The organism is Dysgonomonas sp. 25 (assembly GCF_010501075.1).
In the GTDB taxonomy this organism is placed as follows: domain Bacteria; phylum Bacteroidota; class Bacteroidia; order Bacteroidales; family Dysgonomonadaceae; genus Dysgonomonas.
The window spans coordinates 638,463-658,561 of the sequence record NZ_QVMN01000001.1 but is presented as its reverse complement, the minus strand read 5'-3'; the positions used below and the strand labels follow the sequence as shown (position 1 = coordinate 658,561).

Sequence of the window (20,099 nt, the reverse complement as noted above, 5' to 3'; positions counted from 1 at the left end):
GGGTCGATAAGTACCCGCTTTTCTTTTATTTGATATAGGATTTCGCCAGTTCGTACACTTGACGGGCTGACTTATCCCACGAATATTTTTTGATTTGTTCTAACCCTTTGAGGCGAAGTTCTTGGCGGAGTTCGGTATCTTTAGCTAACAGATTGATTTTGGCTGTGATGTCGTCGATATTGTACGGGTCAACGTAAAGGGCTGCATCGCCACTTACTTCTCTCAATGCCGGAATGTCGGAATTGATTGCCGGACAGCCGAAAGTCATAGATTCCAAAGGAGGCAAGCCAAAGCCTTCGTATAAAGAAGGATAAATAGATAGTAGCGCATTCTGATACATCTTCTGCAAAGCTTCGTCATCTACAAAGCCGGGCATAATGATATTCTCCCCGTTTATTTTCTGTAGGTCAGGCGTATTGAATGCTTTGTACTTCATCCCTACGATATATAGCTTGATGGTTTTATCCTCTATCTGGTTGAATGCTTCTGCCAGCCGGATAAAGTTCTTGCGGGGATCCATATTCGATACGGCGATGATATAGCGCTCATCGGTATCGGGTTTGTAATTCAGTATTTCTTCCTTTGTTGGTTTGTTGTGGAAAGGCACATTACTGTGTACAATATGTATCTTGTCGGGATCGAGGTGGAACGTATCGATAATCTCCCTTTTCGAAAACTCGCTCACTGTCAGTACCGCATGGGCTTTCCGTGCAATGCGGGGCATCATAAAATGATAGAAACGATAATAATTCTTTGAGAACCACTCCGGATGACGCTCGTGCGACACGTCGTGTATCGTCATTATCTGATTGTCGTAATTGAACGGGCCACATCCCGAAAGGCTGATAAGCAAAGGATTTCCAATCTTCCGTAGATAGCGGGGCAGGGATATTTGCTCCCAAAGATGGGTTTTGAGCGAGCCGCATTTTACGGTTTTAAAACTGAACTTGTAATCGGGATTGATTTCCTGCGGGATAGCCACATGGAAGTCTACACCCATCTCGTGCAGTTTGTTGCATATCTCAAAGGCATAACGATGTATGCCCGAGGCTTGCTGTGTCAGATAACGTCCGTTGATTACAAACATATTTTAATCCTCTGTTTCTTTATATACTTTGGCTTTGAACCAGGTTCTTTTTACGAAGCATTTGGTCAGATTCATCCAGAAGTTGATTCTGAAGCGTTTCCATGCTTTATTCGATACCTTTACCTCAGGGAAATAATCCGTATCGGCAACTATATTGAAGTATCGCTTCTTTTGTTCCATACCGCCTTTCAGCCATTCTACGTGATGCGTCACCATCCTTGATTTGGGGAAGATATAAAACCTCCCCTCCTTATTCGGAATATACGGATATTTACGCACATAGCTCGGTACATGCACCGGCATATTCTCCGTAATATACAGATAACCAACCTGTGTGTCGCGTAAGTAGTTGGCTATGTGGAACTCGGGAAAAATCTCGAAATTGAACAACTGTGGATTCTTACGTAGATAGCCGCTTTCGATAATGGCGTAATCCGTACCGAGAGCATGCCATTTATCGAGCCAGTCGGCGCTTGCCCAGACGATATCGACGGATTGAGCGAGCAGATTGGTATATTTACTTATTACTGCATCGCCGTATAGCCACGTATCCGCTTCCAATATCAAGGTATAATCGGACTCCTCGGGGATATGTTGAATACCTTCGAGTAGCAGTTGCGAATTACCCTTTCGGTGACCGGCATTCTCTTCGAGGACGATTAGCTTATCAATGAGTGGCTTGCACTCCTCGGGGATAATATAACCATTGCTTTTCCCATTGCTGACCACGATGACGTAGTAGTCGTTAGATTTCCATGTATCGGCAATGATGCGAAGATTGTACTTCAAATCCTCGATACGGTCATATACGCGTATAAGAATGGCTATCTTTTTCATTTCTGTAATAAGTCTTCTACAAAATTGTAAAGACTTGGATAATATGCTTTTACTGTTTGATATATCTTATCTTCTTTGTTGTATTTGTCGCCGACGAGTACACTGTATATCCCGAGTTTATTGGCAAATTCCATATCGGAGCGGCTGTTGCCGACCATAATGGAGCGGTTGAATACAATATCGGGGAAATCACTCTGTGCCTGAAAAGCCATACCAGTATTCGGTTTCCGGTTGATAGAGTCGGATGTTAAATCCGTACAGAAGTAAATCTTGTCGATTCGTCCGCCATGCTTCTCTATTTCGTTCAACATATACCGATGTACATCTTCCAAATCGGAAAGCGTCATTTTACCTCTTCCTATTCCTCGCTGATTGGTAACGATAAGTATATGCCTGAATTGCCCCGATAACTGGGCAATAGCCTCGCATGCGCCGTCGATAAAGATAAATTCGTCCGGCTTTTTGACGTAATCATTCGGCCTTTCGATGTTGATGACACCGTCGCGGTCGAGGAATATGGTATCGAAATCTCTTATTTCCATTCCTTAAAGTCTTTATTCGCTTTCTCGAAGTCGGACGGTATGCCGATGTCGATAAAATAACCGTTTTGCTGACAGCCGTATAGCTTCAAATCAGCAATCCGGCTTTCCATGATATCCTTCTCGAAAGAGAACTTGGCAGGCATATCGAGTTTGTCGAAAAGCGCTTTGTCTATCAAATATATTCCGCCGTTTATCAACCCTTCTTTGCAAAATTGCTTCTCTTTGAAAGCCGTAATTCTACATGCATCGTCGAGGATTACTGTTCCGTAACGGTCGAAATCGTTCATCGGCTTCAATGCTATCGAAATATCGGCTTCCTTCTGCTGATGGAAGCTTTGGAGTTGAGTTGTGTCTACATCGAAGAATGTATCGCCATTCAACACAAATGCTTTGTTGCTTTTTACTTTCGTGAAGGCATATTGAATAGCTCCGCCTGTTCCCAGTGCTTCTTCTTCGATAACATAGGATATCTCAAAAGGTACTTTCAGTGTTTGATACCAATCGATAATAATCTCTGCTTTATAGCCTAAGGCCAGAATTATATGGTCGAATTGTTGCTTTTCTAAATACTGGAATATATAATGCAGAAACGGCTTTCCTGCCACTTCTGCCATACATTTCGGAACATCCTTCACGACCGATTGCAATCGTGTGCCTAATCCTCCGGCAAGAATAATACACTCTTTCATATATTACTTGAAATTAAGATTCTCCAATCGCTTCTTCCGTTCTTCCAGATGCTGGGCGTACAGCATGGGCTGAAACTTGTAATACTTATAAAACATAAAGAAGAAGAAGAAAACAAACAGAACACTGTGCATGTCTGCAAGCCCTTTTATATTAACCACCCATTCGTATATGACAAGCAGGATAAGCATCAGATTAGTATGCCAGTCTTTACTTATCGAGCCATAGACGGTAGCTACCGACACCCCGTAAAAGGCAATCAGGCCAAATAATCCGCTATGATATATCAACCGGATAAAACCTACGTCATTCCCGAAGAAACCGAGACTGGATGTGCCGAAAAAGAGTGTCTGCATGTCTTCGCTCGGGAATTGGGAAAACATATGTTCCAACCCGTCCGAGGAATTTGTTTTAACTTCTCCTTGACTTAGGTTAATAAACAACTCAAAAGCCCAATCGGCCATGTGTGGGAAATAAGCGTACATAGCACTGTAACCTATTATGGCAAGGAAGGCAAAGTATATAATGAACTGAAATCCCCGCCGTTTCACCCGCCTGTAATCTTTTATGTAAAAGATGCCCATCATGGCAACACTTACAGCAGCTCCGATGACTACTGTGCGTGCCGTAAATATGCCGACATAGAAAATGAAGGCATAGACAATGGCTAAAAAGAACATTGTTTTTTTGTTCCTTATCTTAGCCCGGGCCATTATATAAATGGTGAATATCAATCCATACCCATACATGTATCCGGCTCCGAAGAATCCCATCCCATATCCGATAAGACGCTGGTTTTCATTTTCCTCTCGTATACTATCCCATCCGGCAACATCGAGTTCGAGGGATGTCAATATGTCTTTTATAAACGGAACATAGGCTATCAGCAGTGTGCATATACCTTGCAGGATAATGGCTGCCACAAGATAGGATGCTACAGTGGAAACGCTGATGTTTTTATGTAGTTTGAATATGAAGAAGACGATAAGGTAGGCTGAAAAAAACCATGCGGCGTGGCTTCGTAACCAGCTCATATAGAAGTCGTCAGGATTTCCTGTGACTATTGTTGAAATCAGGGTGGCAAGAAAGTATAGAAAAAATGTGAAAGCTACGTATAGAACTTCTTTAAACGGCGGGCGGTGTAATAAAAACAGCCCTATTCCTATAGCTCCGGATAGTACAATAAAAGACCTCCCCATAACCCCGAGAGCCTGTGGATACATATGGTAAAATACCAGTATAAGCAGTAAAAACCGTTGTATATATGTCTTTGTATCCGTTTTTTCCACTTAACGAAATACTATTTTATAAATGAAAGACTTCTTATACTGAAGTTTAAACGCACACTTGACGTACAGTATTGCTTTATCCCGCCACGAATAATTATGGTTGATATAAAACGGTGAAGCCTTTAGTCTTTTCAATACTTTCAATCCCATCCGCGAATTGGCACACAACCGCAACCAGTGAATAGAAAGCATACTTTTCAGGTAGTTTCCGTCACAAAAAGGCTTTTCGTCCTGTATGCGAAGCAAAGATAGCATAAATTCTTCACACTTATCTAAATAAGCGAAAGAAGCCTCGGAAGGAACACTCTCGGCTACAGAGGAATAAATATCTAACAACTCCTCGGAAATGGGTATACCTAAATGGCGGCAATGTATCTCGAATACCTTCTTCTTATTCTCGGCTTGTATATCCTCATACATAGAGGAAACTTGCGACTGGTGGACGCGATAGAGTAGCAGGACTTCGCCTATATTGGCTAATTTGGTTTTGTAGATAGCTTCCGACCATAGTGCATAATCCTCAACATGAAGATATTGTTGTTTGAACCGCAATCCCAATTCCTTGAAAGCCCGCTTACGAATCATCACAGCCGGATGGCATATCCCCGATTTGAAAAGGAGATAGGCCTGTAGTTCTTCATTCCTCAACGGATTGACATGCAATGAACGCTTCGAAGGATGTTCGGAAGGGAAGGTCGAGAAAAAGCAACTTACAATATCGTGATCAGGATGTGCTTCCAGAAATGCTACTTCCTTTTCGATACGGGTAGGCAGCGATATATCGTCCGCATCCATACGTGCAATATATTCGCCCGAACATAAGGCTATCCCTTTGTTCAGCGTGGCTATCAGCTTCAGGTTTTCCTCATTGTCGAATACCCTTATCCGCGAATCGCTTTCGGCCATCCGGTGCAATATCTCGCTTGTGCGGTCTTTAGAGCAATCGTTGATGGCTATAATTTCGAGGTTGCGATATGTCTGGTTTAATATCGAATTGAGCGACTCTTCAACGAAGGCTTCCACGTTGTAGCAAGGCATTAAAACCGAAACTAATGGCTGGCTCATTTCTTTTTGTTATTCATTAATATATCGTCGAAGATGACCTTATATTCTCCAACCATTTTCTCTATCGTGAACTTGTCGAGATATGATTTTCGCGCATCTTCAGCCATTTTCTTTTCTATGCGTTCATCCGTAAGGATATAGTCTATCTTTTCAGCAAAAGCCTCTACTGTATTTTCTACGGCAAAGCCATTTGTACTGTCCAATACTTCAGGTATTCCGCCGACGGCCGATGCTATTACGGGTTTACTGAACGACAATGCTTCCAGAATCGACATCGGAAGTCCTTCGTAATTGGATGGCAGAATAAAGATATTGGCATAATGGAGATAGAGATACGCCGATTGCGCCTCGCCCATGCAAAAGACATTGGCTGGCAGATCGCTCATCTCTTCCTTATTGCCTATCCACACAAATGCGTATTGGGGCATTGTGCGGGCTATATCGACAAAGAGGTCGAACTTCTTTTGTTTCGATATGCGCGATATGCTCATCACTATCTTGGGATAAGATGCTTTTATCTCCTCTATTTTCCTGACGATAGGATCGTTGTCTTCCTTATAGTGCGAAGAGTAATCATATACCCCGTTATATATCCTTGCGACATTTTTATAAATGCCTTCTTCCTTCATACATTCCACATCGTATTGACTTACGGCAACGATACGGTATGCCCTGTTTTTGAGCATCTTCTCCACAAACATGAACTTAGGGTAACTGATGCGGACAGAATCGAATCCGTGCAGTGTATTTACTATCTTCTTCGGATTGAAGGCTATACGTCCCAAGGCCGACATTTTGGATGAATGAAGGTGTATAATATCGGGGTGGTATTTTATCCTGTAATAGAAGAGCTTCAGTAGTAGGAATATATCTTTGATAGAGATACTTTTGGAACCACTGAAAAGCTTAATACGCTTGAAATTGTCTCCCAAACCTTTCCATGCTTCCCCATTTCCTCCGTACATCAAAAAGACTTGATGGTCGGGGCTTAGTGCCTTTACAAGATTGGCTACCATTGTTTGTGCACCACCGTATTCCGAGACTGTTATGATTTGAAATATCTTCATTTACTTAATATATGCCGTCTTGTATTACAAAGATAATATATTTCGGCTTACGTGGGGCTATATAGTAGAAAGAAAGGATATCCGGCTGAATATCCTTTCTTTCGTATATGAGATGTGTCCCTTTCGGATTACTATTTCTCTACAGTAGTCTTTTGCTTCTTAGCCAACATCTTCCATGCAATTGGTGTTGCCACGAAGATAGACGAGAATGTTCCGATAATGATACCGAGCATGATAGCAAATGTAAAGCTGCGGATTGTTTCACCTCCGAGGATGAAGATACATAATACAACCAACAACGAGCTCAAACTGGTATTTATCGTACGGCCTAATGTCGAGTTCAGTGAATGGTTGATCACTTCGGTAATATCGCGCTTAGGATACAATGTCCTCATTTCGCGGATACGGTCGAAGATTACCACCTTGTCATTGATAGAGTAACCAATCACCGTCAATATCGCCGCTATAAATGCCTGGTTGATTTCCATCGAGAACGGCATAATCTTATATAACAGCGAGTAGAAGAGGATTACCATCAAAGCATCGTGTGCAACGGCAATCAATGTACCCACCGAGAACGCCATGTCGCGGAATCGGAATAAGATATAGAGCGCCATACAAATGATTGCGAATAATACGGCAATTGAAGCATCCTTCTTCATGTCGTCAGCTATACTTGGCCCTACATGTTCCGAGCTTTGAATGTAGCTGTTGATATCTTTGCTATTACCCATTGGCGAATTCGACATGTTGGCAATTCCTGCCGACAGCTTGTTGCGGATGATTGTTTCCACGCTGTCTGTTGTATTTTCAACCATGTAGTTGGTTGTGATACGCAACTGGCTTGCCGATAATGCCTGGCTTCCTGCTCCACTGGTCAATACACTTACCGTAGCTCCTTCGAATTGAGGTGCCAGAGCTGCTTGTACTTCTCCTGCGCTAACCGGCTTTTCGAAACGGACGAGATAGTTTCGTCCTCCGGTGAAGTCGATACCCGGATCCAGTCCGAGCGTGAAGAGTGAAGCTATACCGGCTACAAGAACGATAACTACTACTACTATTATCGCCTTTGTCTTTCCTAAGAAGTTATATTGCGTATTGACAAAGAGGTTCTTAGAGATAGGTGTCGAGAATTTAAGGTTTCTGAGTCGTCCTTTGCCAATCATATACTCGTAGAATATACGTGTAAGGAATACGGCTGTAAGGAATGACGCTATGATACCGATAATCAACGTTGTTGCAAATCCTTGGATAGCACCCGTTCCGAAGATTATCAGGATAACCCCTGTGATAATAGATGTCAGGTTGGCATCGAATATCGCCGAGAAAGCATGTTTGTAACCATCTTCCAATGCGGCTTTTGTATTCTTACCTCCTCGCAGTTCTTCTTTTGTGCGTTCGTAGATGAGTACGTTAGCATCCACAGCCATGGCCAGCGTGAGGACAAGCCCCGTTATACCCGGCAATGTAAGTACCGCTCCGAAGGCAGCCAGAGCTCCCATCGTGAAGAAGAGGTTTATAAGGAGTGCCGAGTTGGCAACAAGCCCTGGTACTAATCCGTATGCTAAGCACATATAGAGCATAAGCACTGCAATGGCCAGGATGAATGATATTAATCCGGCGTCGATAGCCTCTTGTCCGAGCGAAGGTCCTACGACATTCTCTTGTATGATGCGCACACTTGCTTTCATACGTCCCGATTTCAAGACGTTTTCGAGGTCACTTGCTTCTTCATAAGAGAAGTTACCGGTGATGGATGAACTTCCACCATCGATTCTACCTTTCACATTTGGTGCGGAATAAACGTATCCATCCACAACGATGGCTATCGCTTTTTTGGCTTCTGCTCCTGTAATCTTAGCCCAGTTTTGAGCTCCTTCTGATGTCATGGTCATGTTTACTTCCCATGTCGAACCATATTGAGCCTGATTGGCTGTGGCTTTGCTTACAGCGCTACCATCCAAAGCTGGTCCTTTTTTCGACCCTATTCCATCGCTTCTGAGCGCGTAAAGGGCAAACTTCGATTCGCGCAGGTCTTCAGCCTTGAATCCCCAGCGGAATACCATATCGTTGGCATATATTCTCTTATATTCGCGTACGATATATCCTACTGCGGCTGTGTCATTCTTGTTTACAATCCCGATTGTTGCACTTGACGGATAAGGCAATACTTCTTCTTTTATCAATTTACTCCATGTCTCGTTATCTAAGAAATAGGAGCTGAACGGCTTATTGTAAGGCAATGTAGCTAATGTGGCAGCATGTTCCTCAGTGGAATCGTTGAGGGATGCCAGAATAGTCCTTGTATGCTCGTCGAGTCTTCTCTGAGCCATTGCTATATCTTGGCTTTGTCTCTCGTCAGTTGTATTGTAGGTTCTCCAGAATTCAAGGTTGGCATTTCCTTGCAACAAACGTCTCACACGGTCGTGATCCTTAATTCCCGGAAGCTCGATCATGATGCGGTCGTCGCGGTCGCTCAATTTCTGAATGTTAGGAGCAACAACCCCAAAACGGTCGATACGTGTGCGCAGGATGTTGAACGAGTTATCGGCGGCTGATGTCAATTCTTTTCTTAATACGCCGATTACTTTATCGTCCTTATCTGTCGGTTGGATTTGATCTTTCAACTTCGAGCTGAAAACACCTGCTAATCTGTCCTCGCCTTTTTTAGCCTTGAATTTTTCAGCGAAAACGGTGATGAAATCGCGGCGGCTATTAGCATTTTCGGCAGCTGTCTGGTTCAATACTTCGATGAAGTCGATGTCTTCTTCGTCACCCAACGAACGGAGTACTCCGGCTACGTCTACTTCTACTATGACGCTCATTCCACCTTTCAGGTCGAGACCCAAACCGAGTTCTTTCTCGCGACATTGTTTCAATGTATAGCCTAAACCTTTCAGTTTGTCCGAACCGATATAATCTCCGATAAAATCGAGGTTGAGATAAACACGTTCGGTAGCCATTGAATCGAGGTAAGACGCGTATTTTCCTTGATACAACTCGCTGTACATCTGGTCATTGCCGCCTGCATTCTTTTTCGCATACTCGGTTGCTAAGGCTTCGGCCTTGTTGTCATAGTGCCTTGTCACAAAAGTGAAAGACAAATAGAAAAGGCAAACCAATGCTAATGCGATGGCAAAAGTTGTTACAAATCCTTTGTTTTGCATTTTAGATTCTTGTTTTTATTATGGTTTATTAATTTAATGCTATAAACTGCAAGAAATGTACATCTCACGGGCGATTGACTGTTTTTTATCAAAAGCATAGATATGCACACACTTTCAGGCGTGCAAATATAATGTTTATTCTTTATCTGTCATAAAAAATCTTAAAGATATTTACGTCTATCCGATTATTTTTACCCTCTGCTATGATATAGGTAAAAGCAAAGCCTCTAAGAAATTTCTTGGAGGCTTTGTATAATCCTTTACCCTTTCTTGTAGAGAGGGCAGGGGGAGGTGGGTTAGTCTTTCTTGCAGCGAACAGAGTAGAGATTATCCTTTCCTCCCATTCTCTGATTGGTAGTATAATGATTACGTATAAAATGACTAGTACCATTCTTATTTGCACCCCGAAACCATGCATGATTTTCATCGTATGAGCTACTTGACCAAAAATAAGCGCCATTCCCTCTACTTATCGGAGTATCATATATAACAACTGTCCCAGCAAATAAAAGATTAAAACCGCCGGATGTATAAGATTTTGATAATTGTTGGTTGAAAGAATTGACAGCCTCACAAATATTAATAAATGGGTTAGTTATTAAACGCCCTCCAATAGTCGAATTATCATGAGGAATATCGGATGCTCCTGTATTGTCTATATCATCCATATAGGCATATTTACTTGTATTATTGATAAATTCATTTTCAAGTTCAGTCCATTCATAGTCGTTTGGTATATGCCAACCATTTGGGCAAACACCTTGAACCTTCCCATGATCCACTCCCGCTTCATTTGCCGATGTTATTTTACCCGTCGCTGCATGCCAGTTAAATAAGAGCCCTAAGAATGTATTATCTACATAAATGTCATCATCGGTATAAGTATATGGAGTTAGTGAAGGATAAGCCCAACATTTGTCTGTTATTGCTCCTCTCACAGGTCCTGTTATTGTTGTTCCATCCGAATCGTATTGAGTCGCAGAAAAATTTATCGTCATCCAGCGCCCGGCATTGCCGAAATCAGCGCTTATAAATCCTTCATACACACCTGCTTTTCCTTCATGCCATATAACGCTTTTCCCCCATGCTGTTATCCAGTCGCTACGATCTGAATTGACAGCAGTTTCACTTTGTAACCCTAAAGTATTTCCACTCGCAACCGTACCTTGACATTGAGTAAGCTCTACCTCAATATCATTTGCTCTACTATGAACGTCTGAAAATTTGAGTGTAGCCATTTTATATTTTGTGCCTGCTCCCCCTGCGTTACCTGTATAAGACAAAAGATTAGAATGAAAAGTGTTATCTGCTAAAGTAACTCCTGTTGTGACTGTTGAAGCAGGAGAAAAGGTATCCAATATATTGCCAACAGTACCGCTCAGGCTTGTTGCTGATACACGCCATGGAACATTACTTAAAATAGAAAAGTCATTTGATGTAGCGTCTTCTATTCCAATATGAAAAATATCTGTACTGTTTTTTTGAGATTTTATTGCATAATTTGTTTGGTTGAGGACAAGTGTTTTTGCTGCAGCAGGCCAACATTCGTTTTTGATCGATATTGTGGCTTTTGATTCCAATGTCGCCCACGGAGAGGAAGATGTTACCAAAGAAGATGTCATGTCATCAGCCCACACGGAAAATGTAGCAGGACTACTCGCCCATGCCTGAGAAATTGGCGTAATCTCTCTTCCACTTACTGCAAATGTCAACCCGCCACCTATGGTATTTGTTAGGTTACCCCACACTGCTTGATCAGCCTCTGCCCAATTAAATGATATGGCTTGCACAACAGATGTTCTTGCATCCATTCCCGATGGAATATGCAGTGTGTCTTGCATTGACGAAATTGATGGTGGATTTAGTACAAGGGGAGTCGCATTATTTATTCCTTGCCATTGCTCCCCTGTCCAAACATAAAACCCTTTACCAAAAGGATCGCACTTATTTGTGTTATACACTACTAACCCTGCATGTAAAGCATCTTCCGTCGCTTTTACGCCTTCTGTATACCCTCCGCCGCCATTATCGGTCAACATCGGAAAGAGATTGTCAGGGTCAGTCAATGCAACACGCGGCAAGACCATTCCTTTTGTTGTAGTTCCTGTCATTTTCAGGTCTAATAGCGCGCCTTCATTCGGCTTATCTCCGCTGCCGATGGTTACTTGTGCAAATACGTTTGCTGTGAAAAATGTTAAGGCTATAAATACTATGATAGCCTGTGTTAGTTGCTTAAATTTCATGTGATTCTATTATTAAATAAAGTGTCCTTATATTTTCTGGTTTTCTGCATGCCTATTTGTGCTGTATAATACTGCAAATAAACGCAAAAACTTCTGATTATGCAAAAAAATAGCAGCAGCTTAATCTAAAAGTTGCTGCTATATATTAATGTTGTGTATCTTATTGCTTATTATCCGTGTCGCGTATTTCGCGGCGTTTGATTTTTCCGCTGATTGTTTTCGGTAACTCGCTGACAAATTCAATAATACGCGGATACTTATATGGGGCAGTCACTTTCTTTACGTGCTCCTGTATCTCTTTTACTAACTGGTTGTTAGCCTTGTCTTTGTATTCTTTTGCCAACACAATGGTTGCTTTCACCACTTGCCCCCTTATTTCGTCGGGAACACCGGTAATAGCACACTCTACCACGGCAGGATGCGTCATCAGCGCGCTTTCCACTTCGAATGGCCCTATGCGGTAGCCCGAACTTTTGATAACGTCGTCCGTCCGCCCGATAAACCAATAATAGCCGTCTTCGTCGCGCCAGGCTACATCGCCTGTATGATAAACGTTGTCGTGGTATACCTCTTTGGTGAGTGCTTCGTCTTTGTAATATCCTTGGAATAAGCCCAAAGGACGCCATTTGTCGGTGCGGATAACGATTTCTCCCGATTCCCCGTCCTCTACCGAGTGCCCTTCGGCATCTATCAGGTCGATGTCGTATGCCGGATTGGGCACACCCATCGAACCGGGTTTCGGTTCCATCCACGGGAAGGTTATAATGGTAGGCGTTGTTTCGGTTTGCCCGAAAGCTTCCATCATTTTCACGCCCGTGCCTTGCAAAAAGGCTTCATAAACCGACGGGTTCAATGCTTCGCCGGCTGTGGTGCAGTATTTCAGTGCCGAAAGGTCATATTTAGACAAGTCTTCGCGGATAAAGAATCGGAAAACGGTAGGCGGTGCACAGAAAGAGGTGACTTTATATTTTTCTATCATGCGCAACATCTCGTCGGGACTGAATTTCTCATGGTCGTATACAAATACGCATGCGCCCACAATCCATTGCCCGTAAAGCTTTCCCCATACGGCTTTGGCCCATCCCGTATCGGCAACGGTCAGGTGGAGGCTGTTTTCGTTCAAGTTGTGCCAGTATTTGGCTGTTACGATGTGTCCGAGTGGATAGGTGAAATTGTGCGTCACCATTTTGGGTTCGCCTGTCGTTCCCGAGGTGAAGTAGAGCAACATGATGTCCTCGTTCGTATTCGGGTGTGCAGGGCGGGCAAACGGCGCTGCCTGTTTCAATCCCTCGTCGAAGTTGAGCCATCCTTCGGGGGTATTGCTGCCTACCACCATGCGATAGCGGACGGACGGCGATTCGGACATAGCCTCGTTTACATGTTGGATAACCGTTTCGTCGCCGGTGCTGATAATGGCTTTGATGCCCGCGGCATTGTTGCGGTAGATAATATCTTTTTTGGTGAGGAGGTGCGTTGCCGGAATGGCTATGGCACCTATTTTGTGCAGGCCGATAATGGCAAACCAGAATTCGTAGCGGCGTTTCAGAATGAGCATCACCATATCGCCTTTGCCTATGCCGAGCGAAGTGAAGTAGGAGGCAGCACGGTCGCTTTGTTCTTTCAGGTTGCTGAATGTGAAATCGATATGTTCGCCTTTGTCGTTTGTCCAGCAGAGCGCTCTTTTTGTAGGTTCTTGTTTAGCCCATTCGTCTACGATGTCGTATCCGAAGTTGAAATTATCGGGAATCTTTACTTTATAATGCTCACTGAAATCTTCGGAAGATGAAAATTCAGTTTGAGATAAATATCGTTCTAACATCTTTGTAACTTTTTACTTTAGCTGATTTTGTCTGTGGGTTTATAAAATGACTGCAATGAAACGGACTTTCTTCCCGTCGAGGGCTTTCATGCCGTGCGGCAGGCTCGAGTCGAAATAGATGCTGTCGCCTTCATTGAGGATGATGTCTTTGCCGTTGATATGCAGTAACATTCTACCTTCGAGCACCAGTTCGAATTCCTGCCCTTCGTGCATACTTTGGTGCAGTTCGCTGTCGTCATTTTTAGGCTCTACTGTCACTTCGAAAACATCGGCTTTGCGGTTGTTGAAACCACCTGCCAAGGTGCGGTAAGCATATGCCGAAACACGCTCTATGCCTTGCCCTTTGCCCTTGCGGGTGACAAAGTAGCTTTTCATCTTCGGCTCTTCTGCAAAAAGTAATGTCGTGACGTCGATGTTGTATTTCTCGGCAATACTTTTCAGTAGGCTTACGGTCAGGTCTTTGTCGCCTGCTTCGTATTGCTTGTATTCTTCGAGCGGAATGTTGCAGGATGCAGCAAACTCTTCGATTGACATATCCAATGCATCGCGAAGCCCTTTGAGGCGCTCGGCGATTTGTTCGAATTGATGCTGGTTCATATATCTTGGATTTATGAGTTATTATGAGTGTTTTTTTTCTTTCAGCAGTTGTTGCATAGCCTTGGGCATCGGGCATTTGAATTCGAGTTTCTGTCCCGATACAGGATGAGCCAGAATCATTTCCTGCCCGTGCAGCGCTATACGTTTAATCGGGTTTCCCGTAGAACCGTATTTCTTATCGCCTACGATGGGGTGCTTCTGCTGATTCATCTGTGCCCGCACCTGATTTTTTCTTCGGGTGACTAAGCGGAAAATGACTTCCGAATAGTGCTTGGAGGTTTCCACCGTTTCGTAGTTAGTAATAGCTTCCAACCCTCCGTTGTCGAAAGAGGAGGAGAATACCACATGATTTTTGTTCTCTGTCAGCCACGATTTGATAGTTCCCTGCGGCGGGTCTAATTGCCCTTGGATAATTGCCCGGTATTGATAGTCGAGTACTAATTTGTCCCAATTCTTCTGGAATTGCAATTGCGTTTCCTCATCCTTGGCAAAAATCATCAGTCCTGATACTTCCCTGTCGAGGCGGTGAAGGACATAGATGCGGTCTTCTTTGTTGTAACGAGCTTTCACATAGCTGTTCAATACATTGAAAATCGTTTTTGTACGCTCTTTATCCGTTCCTATGGACAAGACGCCCGATTCTTTTTCGATGACGATAATATATTCGTCTTCGAAGACGATTGTCAAGCCTTTGAGCGGATTCCGCTTGCGTGCCTGATTATATTTCATCACGGCAACGCGGTCGCCCGGGTTGAGTTGCAGGTCGAACTGGGTGATAAGCTTATCATTTACCTTGATTTGCTTATGGGCAAGTAATGATTTTACGGCATTGCGGCTTTTCCGGACTTGTTTCTCAAGGAGAAACGAAAGCAGTTGAGCCGGTTCTTTTATCTTGAACTGTTGTAATACTATATCCTGAGCGGGTTTTCTCATTCTTCTTATCTGAGTAAAATAAATATTCAGCACAAAGTTATTTAATTTTATTACAAAAAGCGCATGACTAAAAGATATTTCGAAATACGGATTTCTTTTCTTTAAAAATAAGCAACATTTTTTGTAACCTTTTCACAGATTGTCTCGTCATAATTATAGAAAACGAAAAATAAACCTAAAAACCAGAATGATTATGACGCGCAGATTAACCTCTCTTTTCCTTTTGTTGACCATCGCTTCTGTGACGGTGCTCTCCCAGAACAAAATATCGGGTACTATAACCGATGCTTCATCCAAAGAATGCATAGAATTTGCGAATATCTCTTTGCTTAGTTTAGACTCGGCTTTTGTGAAGGGGACGACTACCGACGATAAAGGTAGCTTCCGCTTCGAGGGTGTCAACAGTGGCGATTACCTTGTTTGCGCAGCTTATACGGGTTATAACAAATCGTACACCCGTCTGGATAATCTGAGAAAAGATATCGATTTGGGCGAAATTCCTTTCTATACTTCCGACATAGCTTTGAATGAGGTTACAGTTACGGGCAATTCTGTCATTTACAAGGCCGACAGGCAGATTATTATGCCTAACGAAGCGCAGATAAAGGCATCCAACAACGGAATAAAGTTGCTCGAGAATTTACAACTTCCGCGCATCGAAATAGATCCGCTGACAAAGGCTGTTTCGATGACCGGACAAAGAGAAGTGCAGCTGCGTATTAATGGTATACAGGTGACCAAAGAGGATGTGATGAGCATTGCCCCTGCCGATATTATTCGCATAGAATATCATGACGATCCGGGGATGCGTTACGGCGATGCCGGTGCAGTTATTAACTTCATTACCCGTGTGAGAGAATCGGGTGGGAATATAATGCTTAACATCAATGAAGGGGCAACGTTAGATTGGGCACAAGATAACTTTTCGGCTCGTGTGAACCATAAGAAATCGGAGTTCAGCATAGACGGATTCTGGTATCGCCGGAATATTGAATGGACACGCGAAAATATCGAAACTTTCAATTTCCCTGCTGCACCGCAATTGGTTCGTACCGAGAAAGGTATGCCGACAAAGTATAAGGAGAATAATTTCCATTTTTCGATGAACTATGCTTTGCACGATACGGATAATTATTTGTTCAATGTACGTTTCAGAAACAGGAACGACCATACGCCCAATGCCTTTGACGATAGAGAAAGTACGATTTATTCTTCGGATGGAAGTAACCCGCTGGATATTGTAAATCATTCGACATGGAAGAGTTATTCGCCATCCTTAGACTTATATTTTCAGAAGCATTTGAAGAATGACCAGTTGTTGATTTTCAATGTGGTGGGAACGTATATCGACTCCAAATCGACACGTCTGTATACTGAACGTCAGAATAGTAACTTGTTGACTGATATCTTTTCTGATATCTGGGGCGACAAATACTCCTTGATTGCTGAAGGGATATACGAGAAAGGTTTTGAGAGTAGTAAGCTATCTGCCGGAATGAAGCATACGCAAAGCTATACGAACAATCAGTATCAGGGGAATGTCGTATCGGACGTTTCGATGAACAATGCCGAGACATACGCTTTTGCAGAATACCAATTGAAAAAGGGTAAATTCAATTACGCTCTCGGACTGGGTATTATGCGCACCTATAACAGCCAGGGCGGCGATAATAACGAAAAATACATCTTCCGGCCTAAAGTACGTATATCCTACAACCCGAACGATAATATCTATTTCCGCTATACGGCAGAAACATCGGGATATGCACCTTCGCTTTCGGATTTGAATAATGTGGAACAGGCGATGGATTCCCTTCAGATTCAACGTGGTAACCCCAACCTCAAGACAGTGGTGTATTATAATACGGGGTTGACCTTCGGATTCAATAAAGGAATCTTCAGTGGCGAGATTCAGACAGCTTATAACTACGATCGCAAGCCGATAATGGAGCAGATAAGCTTTGAAAGCGGAAAATTTATCCATAGCAAGGCTAACCAGAAAGGCTTTCACCGTATTTCGGTTTTCACTCATCTGAATGTCAAAATCTGGGGCGACTATCTCGTATTGACCGTATCTCCTGCTTTTCGCCGCTATATAAGCGAAGGGAACGATTATTCGCACAATTATAATATGTGGAGAGTAAACGGTTACCTGAATTTCAACTATAAAGGTTGGATGGCTAATGCCGGATTGTATGCTCGTTGGAACGATTTCTGGGGAGAGACATTGAGCAGGGGAGAGCGCGGGCATAGCATAGGAGCGGGATACAATGCCAAGAAATGGTCGCTAAGCTGTTTTACATTTATTCCGTTTTCGAAGCACTATTTTCAGGAAAATATAAACAGGTCAGCTTTAGCTCCTAAATATTCGAAAGTATATACCAATGATATGGGTCAAGGGAAGATGATAGCCGTCAATTTCACCCTCAATGTGAACTTTGGCCGCCAGTTCAATTCAGCAAATAAACGATTGAATAATGATGATTCAGATGCAGGAATTATGAAATAGTCATACCATAACGATTTCTTTTCTGCAAAAAAGACCACCGACATTAATCATCGGTGGTCTTTTAATTATCATAGAACAGCAACTTACTTTTATGCTTTTGGTTTTCTGAACAGTGAGACGACAAAAAGTAGAACAACAGCACCAACTACAGACATCAATAATACGCCCAGTATGCTGTGTGCACTAAAACCTAACAGCCCATATATCCAGCCTCCAATAACACTACCTAATAATCCGATTATCAGATTGATGATAAAGCCGAATCCGCGTCCTTTCATAATCCATCCGGCGATGGCCCCGGCCACTAATCCGATGATTATCGACCATAAAATACTTAATCCTCCCATAATTCAACTCTGTTTATTTTTTTGACATAAATTATTCTGTCATTATTAAACAGTGTTGTACAATAATTAGTTCAATTTTTTATGTGAATTAATAGTTGAATTATTATGGTAGGTTTATCTATATATTTTTTAGTTGACAAGTAAACAAGTATACGAGTAAACAAGTTTATTAGTTACGAGTTTACAAGAGAGAAAGAAAAGTAACTTGATAAAAAACATCGAAAATGAGTAGAGAAGTGTTACTTTTTTATTGTCATCCCGATGGTTTACCCGAGGGATCTCTTCTTGATTGCGTGACGAGATGCCTCATATTCACTCGGCATGACAAACATGCTTGCCACTTGGTGAACTTGATGTAGAATCTTTGTGAACTCTGTGGTTAAGAAGAAGTAACTCAATTAAAGATGCTAACCCCTATAAAATAGGAAAGGTTGTCATCACGACAACCAATCTTCATTGTTAACCTTAAATCTAATACCATGAAAAACACAGTACAAAGATAAGTGGTTTTTTTATGTTGTACAACATGTTTTCTTGAAAATCTTCACCTTGTTAACATAGTTTAACTTTCTGCCCTGTTTGGGAGGTCTTTCTGGGATTTTATTCCTAATTCTTTTAACATTTCAGCCTGCCGGATAAGGTTCCCATTGCCCTCTTTCAATTGCGAGAAAGCCTTATCGTATTCTTTTTGCGAGCGTTCGATGTGTCGGCCTACATTCTGTAAAGTCTCCACAAACCCTACAAATTTGTCGTATAACATCGCTCCGCGTTTGGCTATCTCTTGGGCATTCTGGCTCTGCGCCTCCCGTTTCCACAAATCGGCTACCACTTTGAGCGAGGCGATAAGGTTAGTAGGACTGATAAGCAGGATGCGCTTGCGATAAGCATAATCCCACAACGTGGGATCGAGCTGCATGGCAAGGATATATGCCGGTTCGTTGGGGATAAACATCATCACAAAGTCGAGCGAATCGATATAATCCTGATAAGACTTTTTGCTCAATTCGTCGATGTGCTGCTTGACCGAGAGCAGGTGCTCTTTCTCGGCGATGGCTTTAGCCTCGTCCGTTTCGGCTTCTACATATCGTACATAACCATTGAGCGATACTTTCGAGTCGATAACGATTTTGCGCCCTCCCGGATATTCCACAATGATGTCGGGCTGCATACGGCTACCTTCGGCACTGTGTATCGTGTTGCCGAACTCGTCGCGCAATGTTTCCTGCGTATAATAGCTTTCACCTTTTTTCAGTCCCGATTTCTCGAGGATGGATTCCAGAATCATTTCGCCCCAGTTACCTTGAATCTTGTTATTGCCCTTCAATGCCTTGGTGAGGTTGTTGGCATCGGTACTGATCTGGTTATTGAGCGCTACCAGTTCGCGGATACGCTCTTCGAGCGAAAAGCGCTGCTTCGACTCCTTGTCGTATGTCTCCTCCACTTTACGCTTAAACTCGACTAACCGTTCGTTCAGCGGTTTCAGTATAGCCTCCATGTTTTCGCGGTTGGTCACGGTGAAGCGGGAGGTCTTTTCCTCCAATATCTGGTTTGCCAATAGCTGAAAATCTTTATTCAGCTGGGCGCGCATGTTTTGCAATTCTTCCTGTTGCGATTTCAGCAGTTCGTCTTTGGCTGTCAATTGGGCTTCCAATTCGGCAATGCGGCGTATATCCGCTATCCGGTTAGTCTGGAGCGTTTCCTTTTCTTCCGATAGCTTTTGGTTTTCGTCTTTGGCTGCATTCAGTTGTTCTTTCCCGTTCTTTTGGAGGAAAAAAACGATAGCCGCAAAAGTAACCAGAAGGATGAGTATGATGACAATAGCAAGTAAATCCATAGAATAGTTGTTGTTTTGAATATTAAAGTGTCATCAAAGATACTTATTTCTAAATAGTTTTTGAGAGATAGCGAAC

The 20,099-nt window shown here is 42.8% G+C and carries 15 protein-coding genes; 1 reads left to right on the top strand and 14 read right to left on the bottom strand.

Features of this window, described 5'->3' with window-relative positions; translation table 11 throughout:
* Positions 1-25: 25 nt before the first annotated feature.
* The 12 genes from D0T66_RS02935 to D0T66_RS02880 form a co-directional block, all read right to left on the bottom strand.
* Positions 26-1,087, bottom strand: coding sequence for a glycosyltransferase family 1 protein (locus tag D0T66_RS02935; protein ID WP_163355412.1), 1,062 nt, complete (start codon positions 1,085-1,087; stop codon positions 26-28).
* Positions 1,088-1,090: 3 nt separating this feature from the next.
* Complete coding sequence (locus D0T66_RS02930) at positions 1,091-1,924, bottom strand: hypothetical protein (protein ID WP_163355411.1); 834 nt, start codon at positions 1,922-1,924, stop codon at positions 1,091-1,093.
* Positions 1,921-2,466 carry an HAD-IIIA family hydrolase gene (locus D0T66_RS02925; protein WP_163355410.1) on the bottom strand — a complete coding sequence of 182 codons (546 nt, stop codon included), beginning with the start codon at positions 2,464-2,466 and terminating at the stop codon, positions 1,921-1,923. The genes D0T66_RS02930 and D0T66_RS02925 overlap by 4 nt, the downstream gene beginning before the upstream one ends.
* A complete protein-coding gene (locus tag D0T66_RS02920; protein ID WP_163355408.1) occupies positions 2,457-3,155 on the bottom strand; it encodes a nucleotidyltransferase family protein in 699 nt (232 codons plus the stop codon). Before D0T66_RS02920 ends, D0T66_RS02925 begins: the two co-directional genes overlap by 10 nt.
* Before the next feature lie 3 nt (positions 3,156-3,158).
* On the bottom strand, positions 3,159-4,187 hold the full coding sequence (locus tag D0T66_RS02915; protein WP_163355406.1) for a hypothetical protein: 1,029 nt from the start codon (positions 4,185-4,187) through the stop codon (positions 3,159-3,161).
* A gap of 255 nt (positions 4,188-4,442) precedes the next feature.
* Complete coding sequence (locus tag D0T66_RS02910) at positions 4,443-5,507, bottom strand: glycosyltransferase family 2 protein (protein ID WP_163355405.1); 1,065 nt, start codon at positions 5,505-5,507, stop codon at positions 4,443-4,445.
* Positions 5,504-6,574 (bottom strand): glycosyltransferase, encoded by a 1,071-nt coding sequence (locus D0T66_RS02905; RefSeq protein ID WP_163355404.1) that lies wholly within the window; start codon positions 6,572-6,574, stop codon positions 5,504-5,506. The genes D0T66_RS02910 and D0T66_RS02905 overlap by 4 nt, the downstream gene beginning before the upstream one ends.
* A gap of 131 nt (positions 6,575-6,705) precedes the next feature.
* Complete coding sequence (secDF, locus tag D0T66_RS02900; RefSeq protein ID WP_163355403.1) at positions 6,706-9,741, bottom strand: protein translocase subunit SecDF; 3,036 nt, start codon at positions 9,739-9,741, stop codon at positions 6,706-6,708.
* A 296-nt stretch (positions 9,742-10,037) separates the two neighbouring features.
* Entirely contained in the window at positions 10,038-11,984 is a 1,947-nt protein-coding gene (locus tag D0T66_RS02895; protein WP_163355402.1) for an FISUMP domain-containing protein, read from the bottom strand.
* A 160-nt stretch (positions 11,985-12,144) separates the two neighbouring features.
* On the bottom strand, positions 12,145-13,803 hold the full coding sequence (locus D0T66_RS02890; RefSeq protein WP_163355401.1) for an AMP-binding protein: 1,659 nt from the start codon (positions 13,801-13,803) through the stop codon (positions 12,145-12,147).
* Positions 13,804-13,842: 39 nt separating this feature from the next.
* Positions 13,843-14,400 carry a helix-turn-helix domain-containing protein gene (locus D0T66_RS02885; protein WP_163355400.1) on the bottom strand — a complete coding sequence of 186 codons (558 nt, stop codon included), beginning with the start codon at positions 14,398-14,400 and terminating at the stop codon, positions 13,843-13,845.
* 21 nt (positions 14,401-14,421) lie between these two features.
* A complete protein-coding gene (locus tag D0T66_RS02880) occupies positions 14,422-15,333 on the bottom strand; it encodes an RluA family pseudouridine synthase (RefSeq protein ID WP_163355399.1) in 912 nt (303 codons plus the stop codon).
* A gap of 193 nt (positions 15,334-15,526) precedes the next feature.
* Here D0T66_RS02880 and D0T66_RS02875 point away from each other — a divergent pair, with 193 nt between their 5' ends.
* Complete coding sequence (locus tag D0T66_RS02875; RefSeq protein ID WP_163355398.1) at positions 15,527-17,842, top strand: carboxypeptidase regulatory-like domain-containing protein; 2,316 nt, start codon at positions 15,527-15,529, stop codon at positions 17,840-17,842.
* A gap of 89 nt (positions 17,843-17,931) precedes the next feature.
* Here D0T66_RS02875 and D0T66_RS02870 read toward each other — a convergent pair whose 3' ends face one another.
* The gene (locus tag D0T66_RS02870) at positions 17,932-18,189 is read right to left on the bottom strand and encodes a GlsB/YeaQ/YmgE family stress response membrane protein (protein ID WP_163355397.1); all 258 of its coding nucleotides are present in this window, start codon (positions 18,187-18,189) and stop codon (positions 17,932-17,934) included.
* 562 nt (positions 18,190-18,751) lie between these two features.
* Positions 18,752-20,023, bottom strand: a complete 1,272-nt coding sequence (gene rmuC, locus D0T66_RS02865) for a DNA recombination protein RmuC (RefSeq protein ID WP_163355396.1) — start codon at positions 20,021-20,023, stop codon at positions 18,752-18,754.
* Positions 20,024-20,099: the final 76 nt, after the last annotated feature.

Excerpts from the sequence above, each read along its gene's own strand:
- D0T66_RS02935 (WP_163355412.1), bottom strand. The coding sequence starts at position 1,087 with ATGTTTGTAATCAACGGACGTTATCTGACACAGCAAGCCTCGGGCATA.
- D0T66_RS02930 (WP_163355411.1), bottom strand. The coding sequence starts at position 1,924 with ATGAAAAAGATAGCCATTCTTATACGCGTATATGACCGTATCGAGGAT.
- D0T66_RS02925 (WP_163355410.1), bottom strand. The coding sequence starts at position 2,466 with ATGGAAATAAGAGATTTCGATACCATATTCCTCGACCGCGACGGTGTC.
- D0T66_RS02920 (WP_163355408.1), bottom strand. The coding sequence starts at position 3,155 with ATGAAAGAGTGTATTATTCTTGCCGGAGGATTAGGCACACGATTGCAA.
- D0T66_RS02915 (WP_163355406.1), bottom strand. The coding sequence starts at position 4,187 with ATGAGCTGGTTACGAAGCCACGCCGCATGGTTTTTTTCAGCCTACCTT.
- D0T66_RS02910 (WP_163355405.1), bottom strand. The coding sequence starts at position 5,507 with ATGAGCCAGCCATTAGTTTCGGTTTTAATGCCTTGCTACAACGTGGAA.
- D0T66_RS02905 (WP_163355404.1), bottom strand. The coding sequence starts at position 6,574 with ATGAAGATATTTCAAATCATAACAGTCTCGGAATACGGTGGTGCACAA.
- secDF (WP_163355403.1), bottom strand. The coding sequence starts at position 9,741 with ATGCAAAACAAAGGATTTGTAACAACTTTTGCCATCGCATTAGCATTG.
- D0T66_RS02895 (WP_163355402.1), bottom strand. The coding sequence starts at position 11,984 with ATGAAATTTAAGCAACTAACACAGGCTATCATAGTATTTATAGCCTTA.
- D0T66_RS02890 (WP_163355401.1), bottom strand. The coding sequence starts at position 13,803 with ATGTTAGAACGATATTTATCTCAAACTGAATTTTCATCTTCCGAAGAT.
- D0T66_RS02885 (WP_163355400.1), bottom strand. The coding sequence starts at position 14,400 with ATGAACCAGCATCAATTCGAACAAATCGCCGAGCGCCTCAAAGGGCTT.
- D0T66_RS02880 (WP_163355399.1), bottom strand. The coding sequence starts at position 15,333 with ATGAGAAAACCCGCTCAGGATATAGTATTACAACAGTTCAAGATAAAA.
- D0T66_RS02875 (WP_163355398.1), top strand. The coding sequence starts at position 15,527 with ATGACGCGCAGATTAACCTCTCTTTTCCTTTTGTTGACCATCGCTTCT.
- D0T66_RS02870 (WP_163355397.1), bottom strand. The coding sequence starts at position 18,189 with ATGGGAGGATTAAGTATTTTATGGTCGATAATCATCGGATTAGTGGCC.
- rmuC (WP_163355396.1), bottom strand. The coding sequence starts at position 20,023 with ATGGATTTACTTGCTATTGTCATCATACTCATCCTTCTGGTTACTTTT.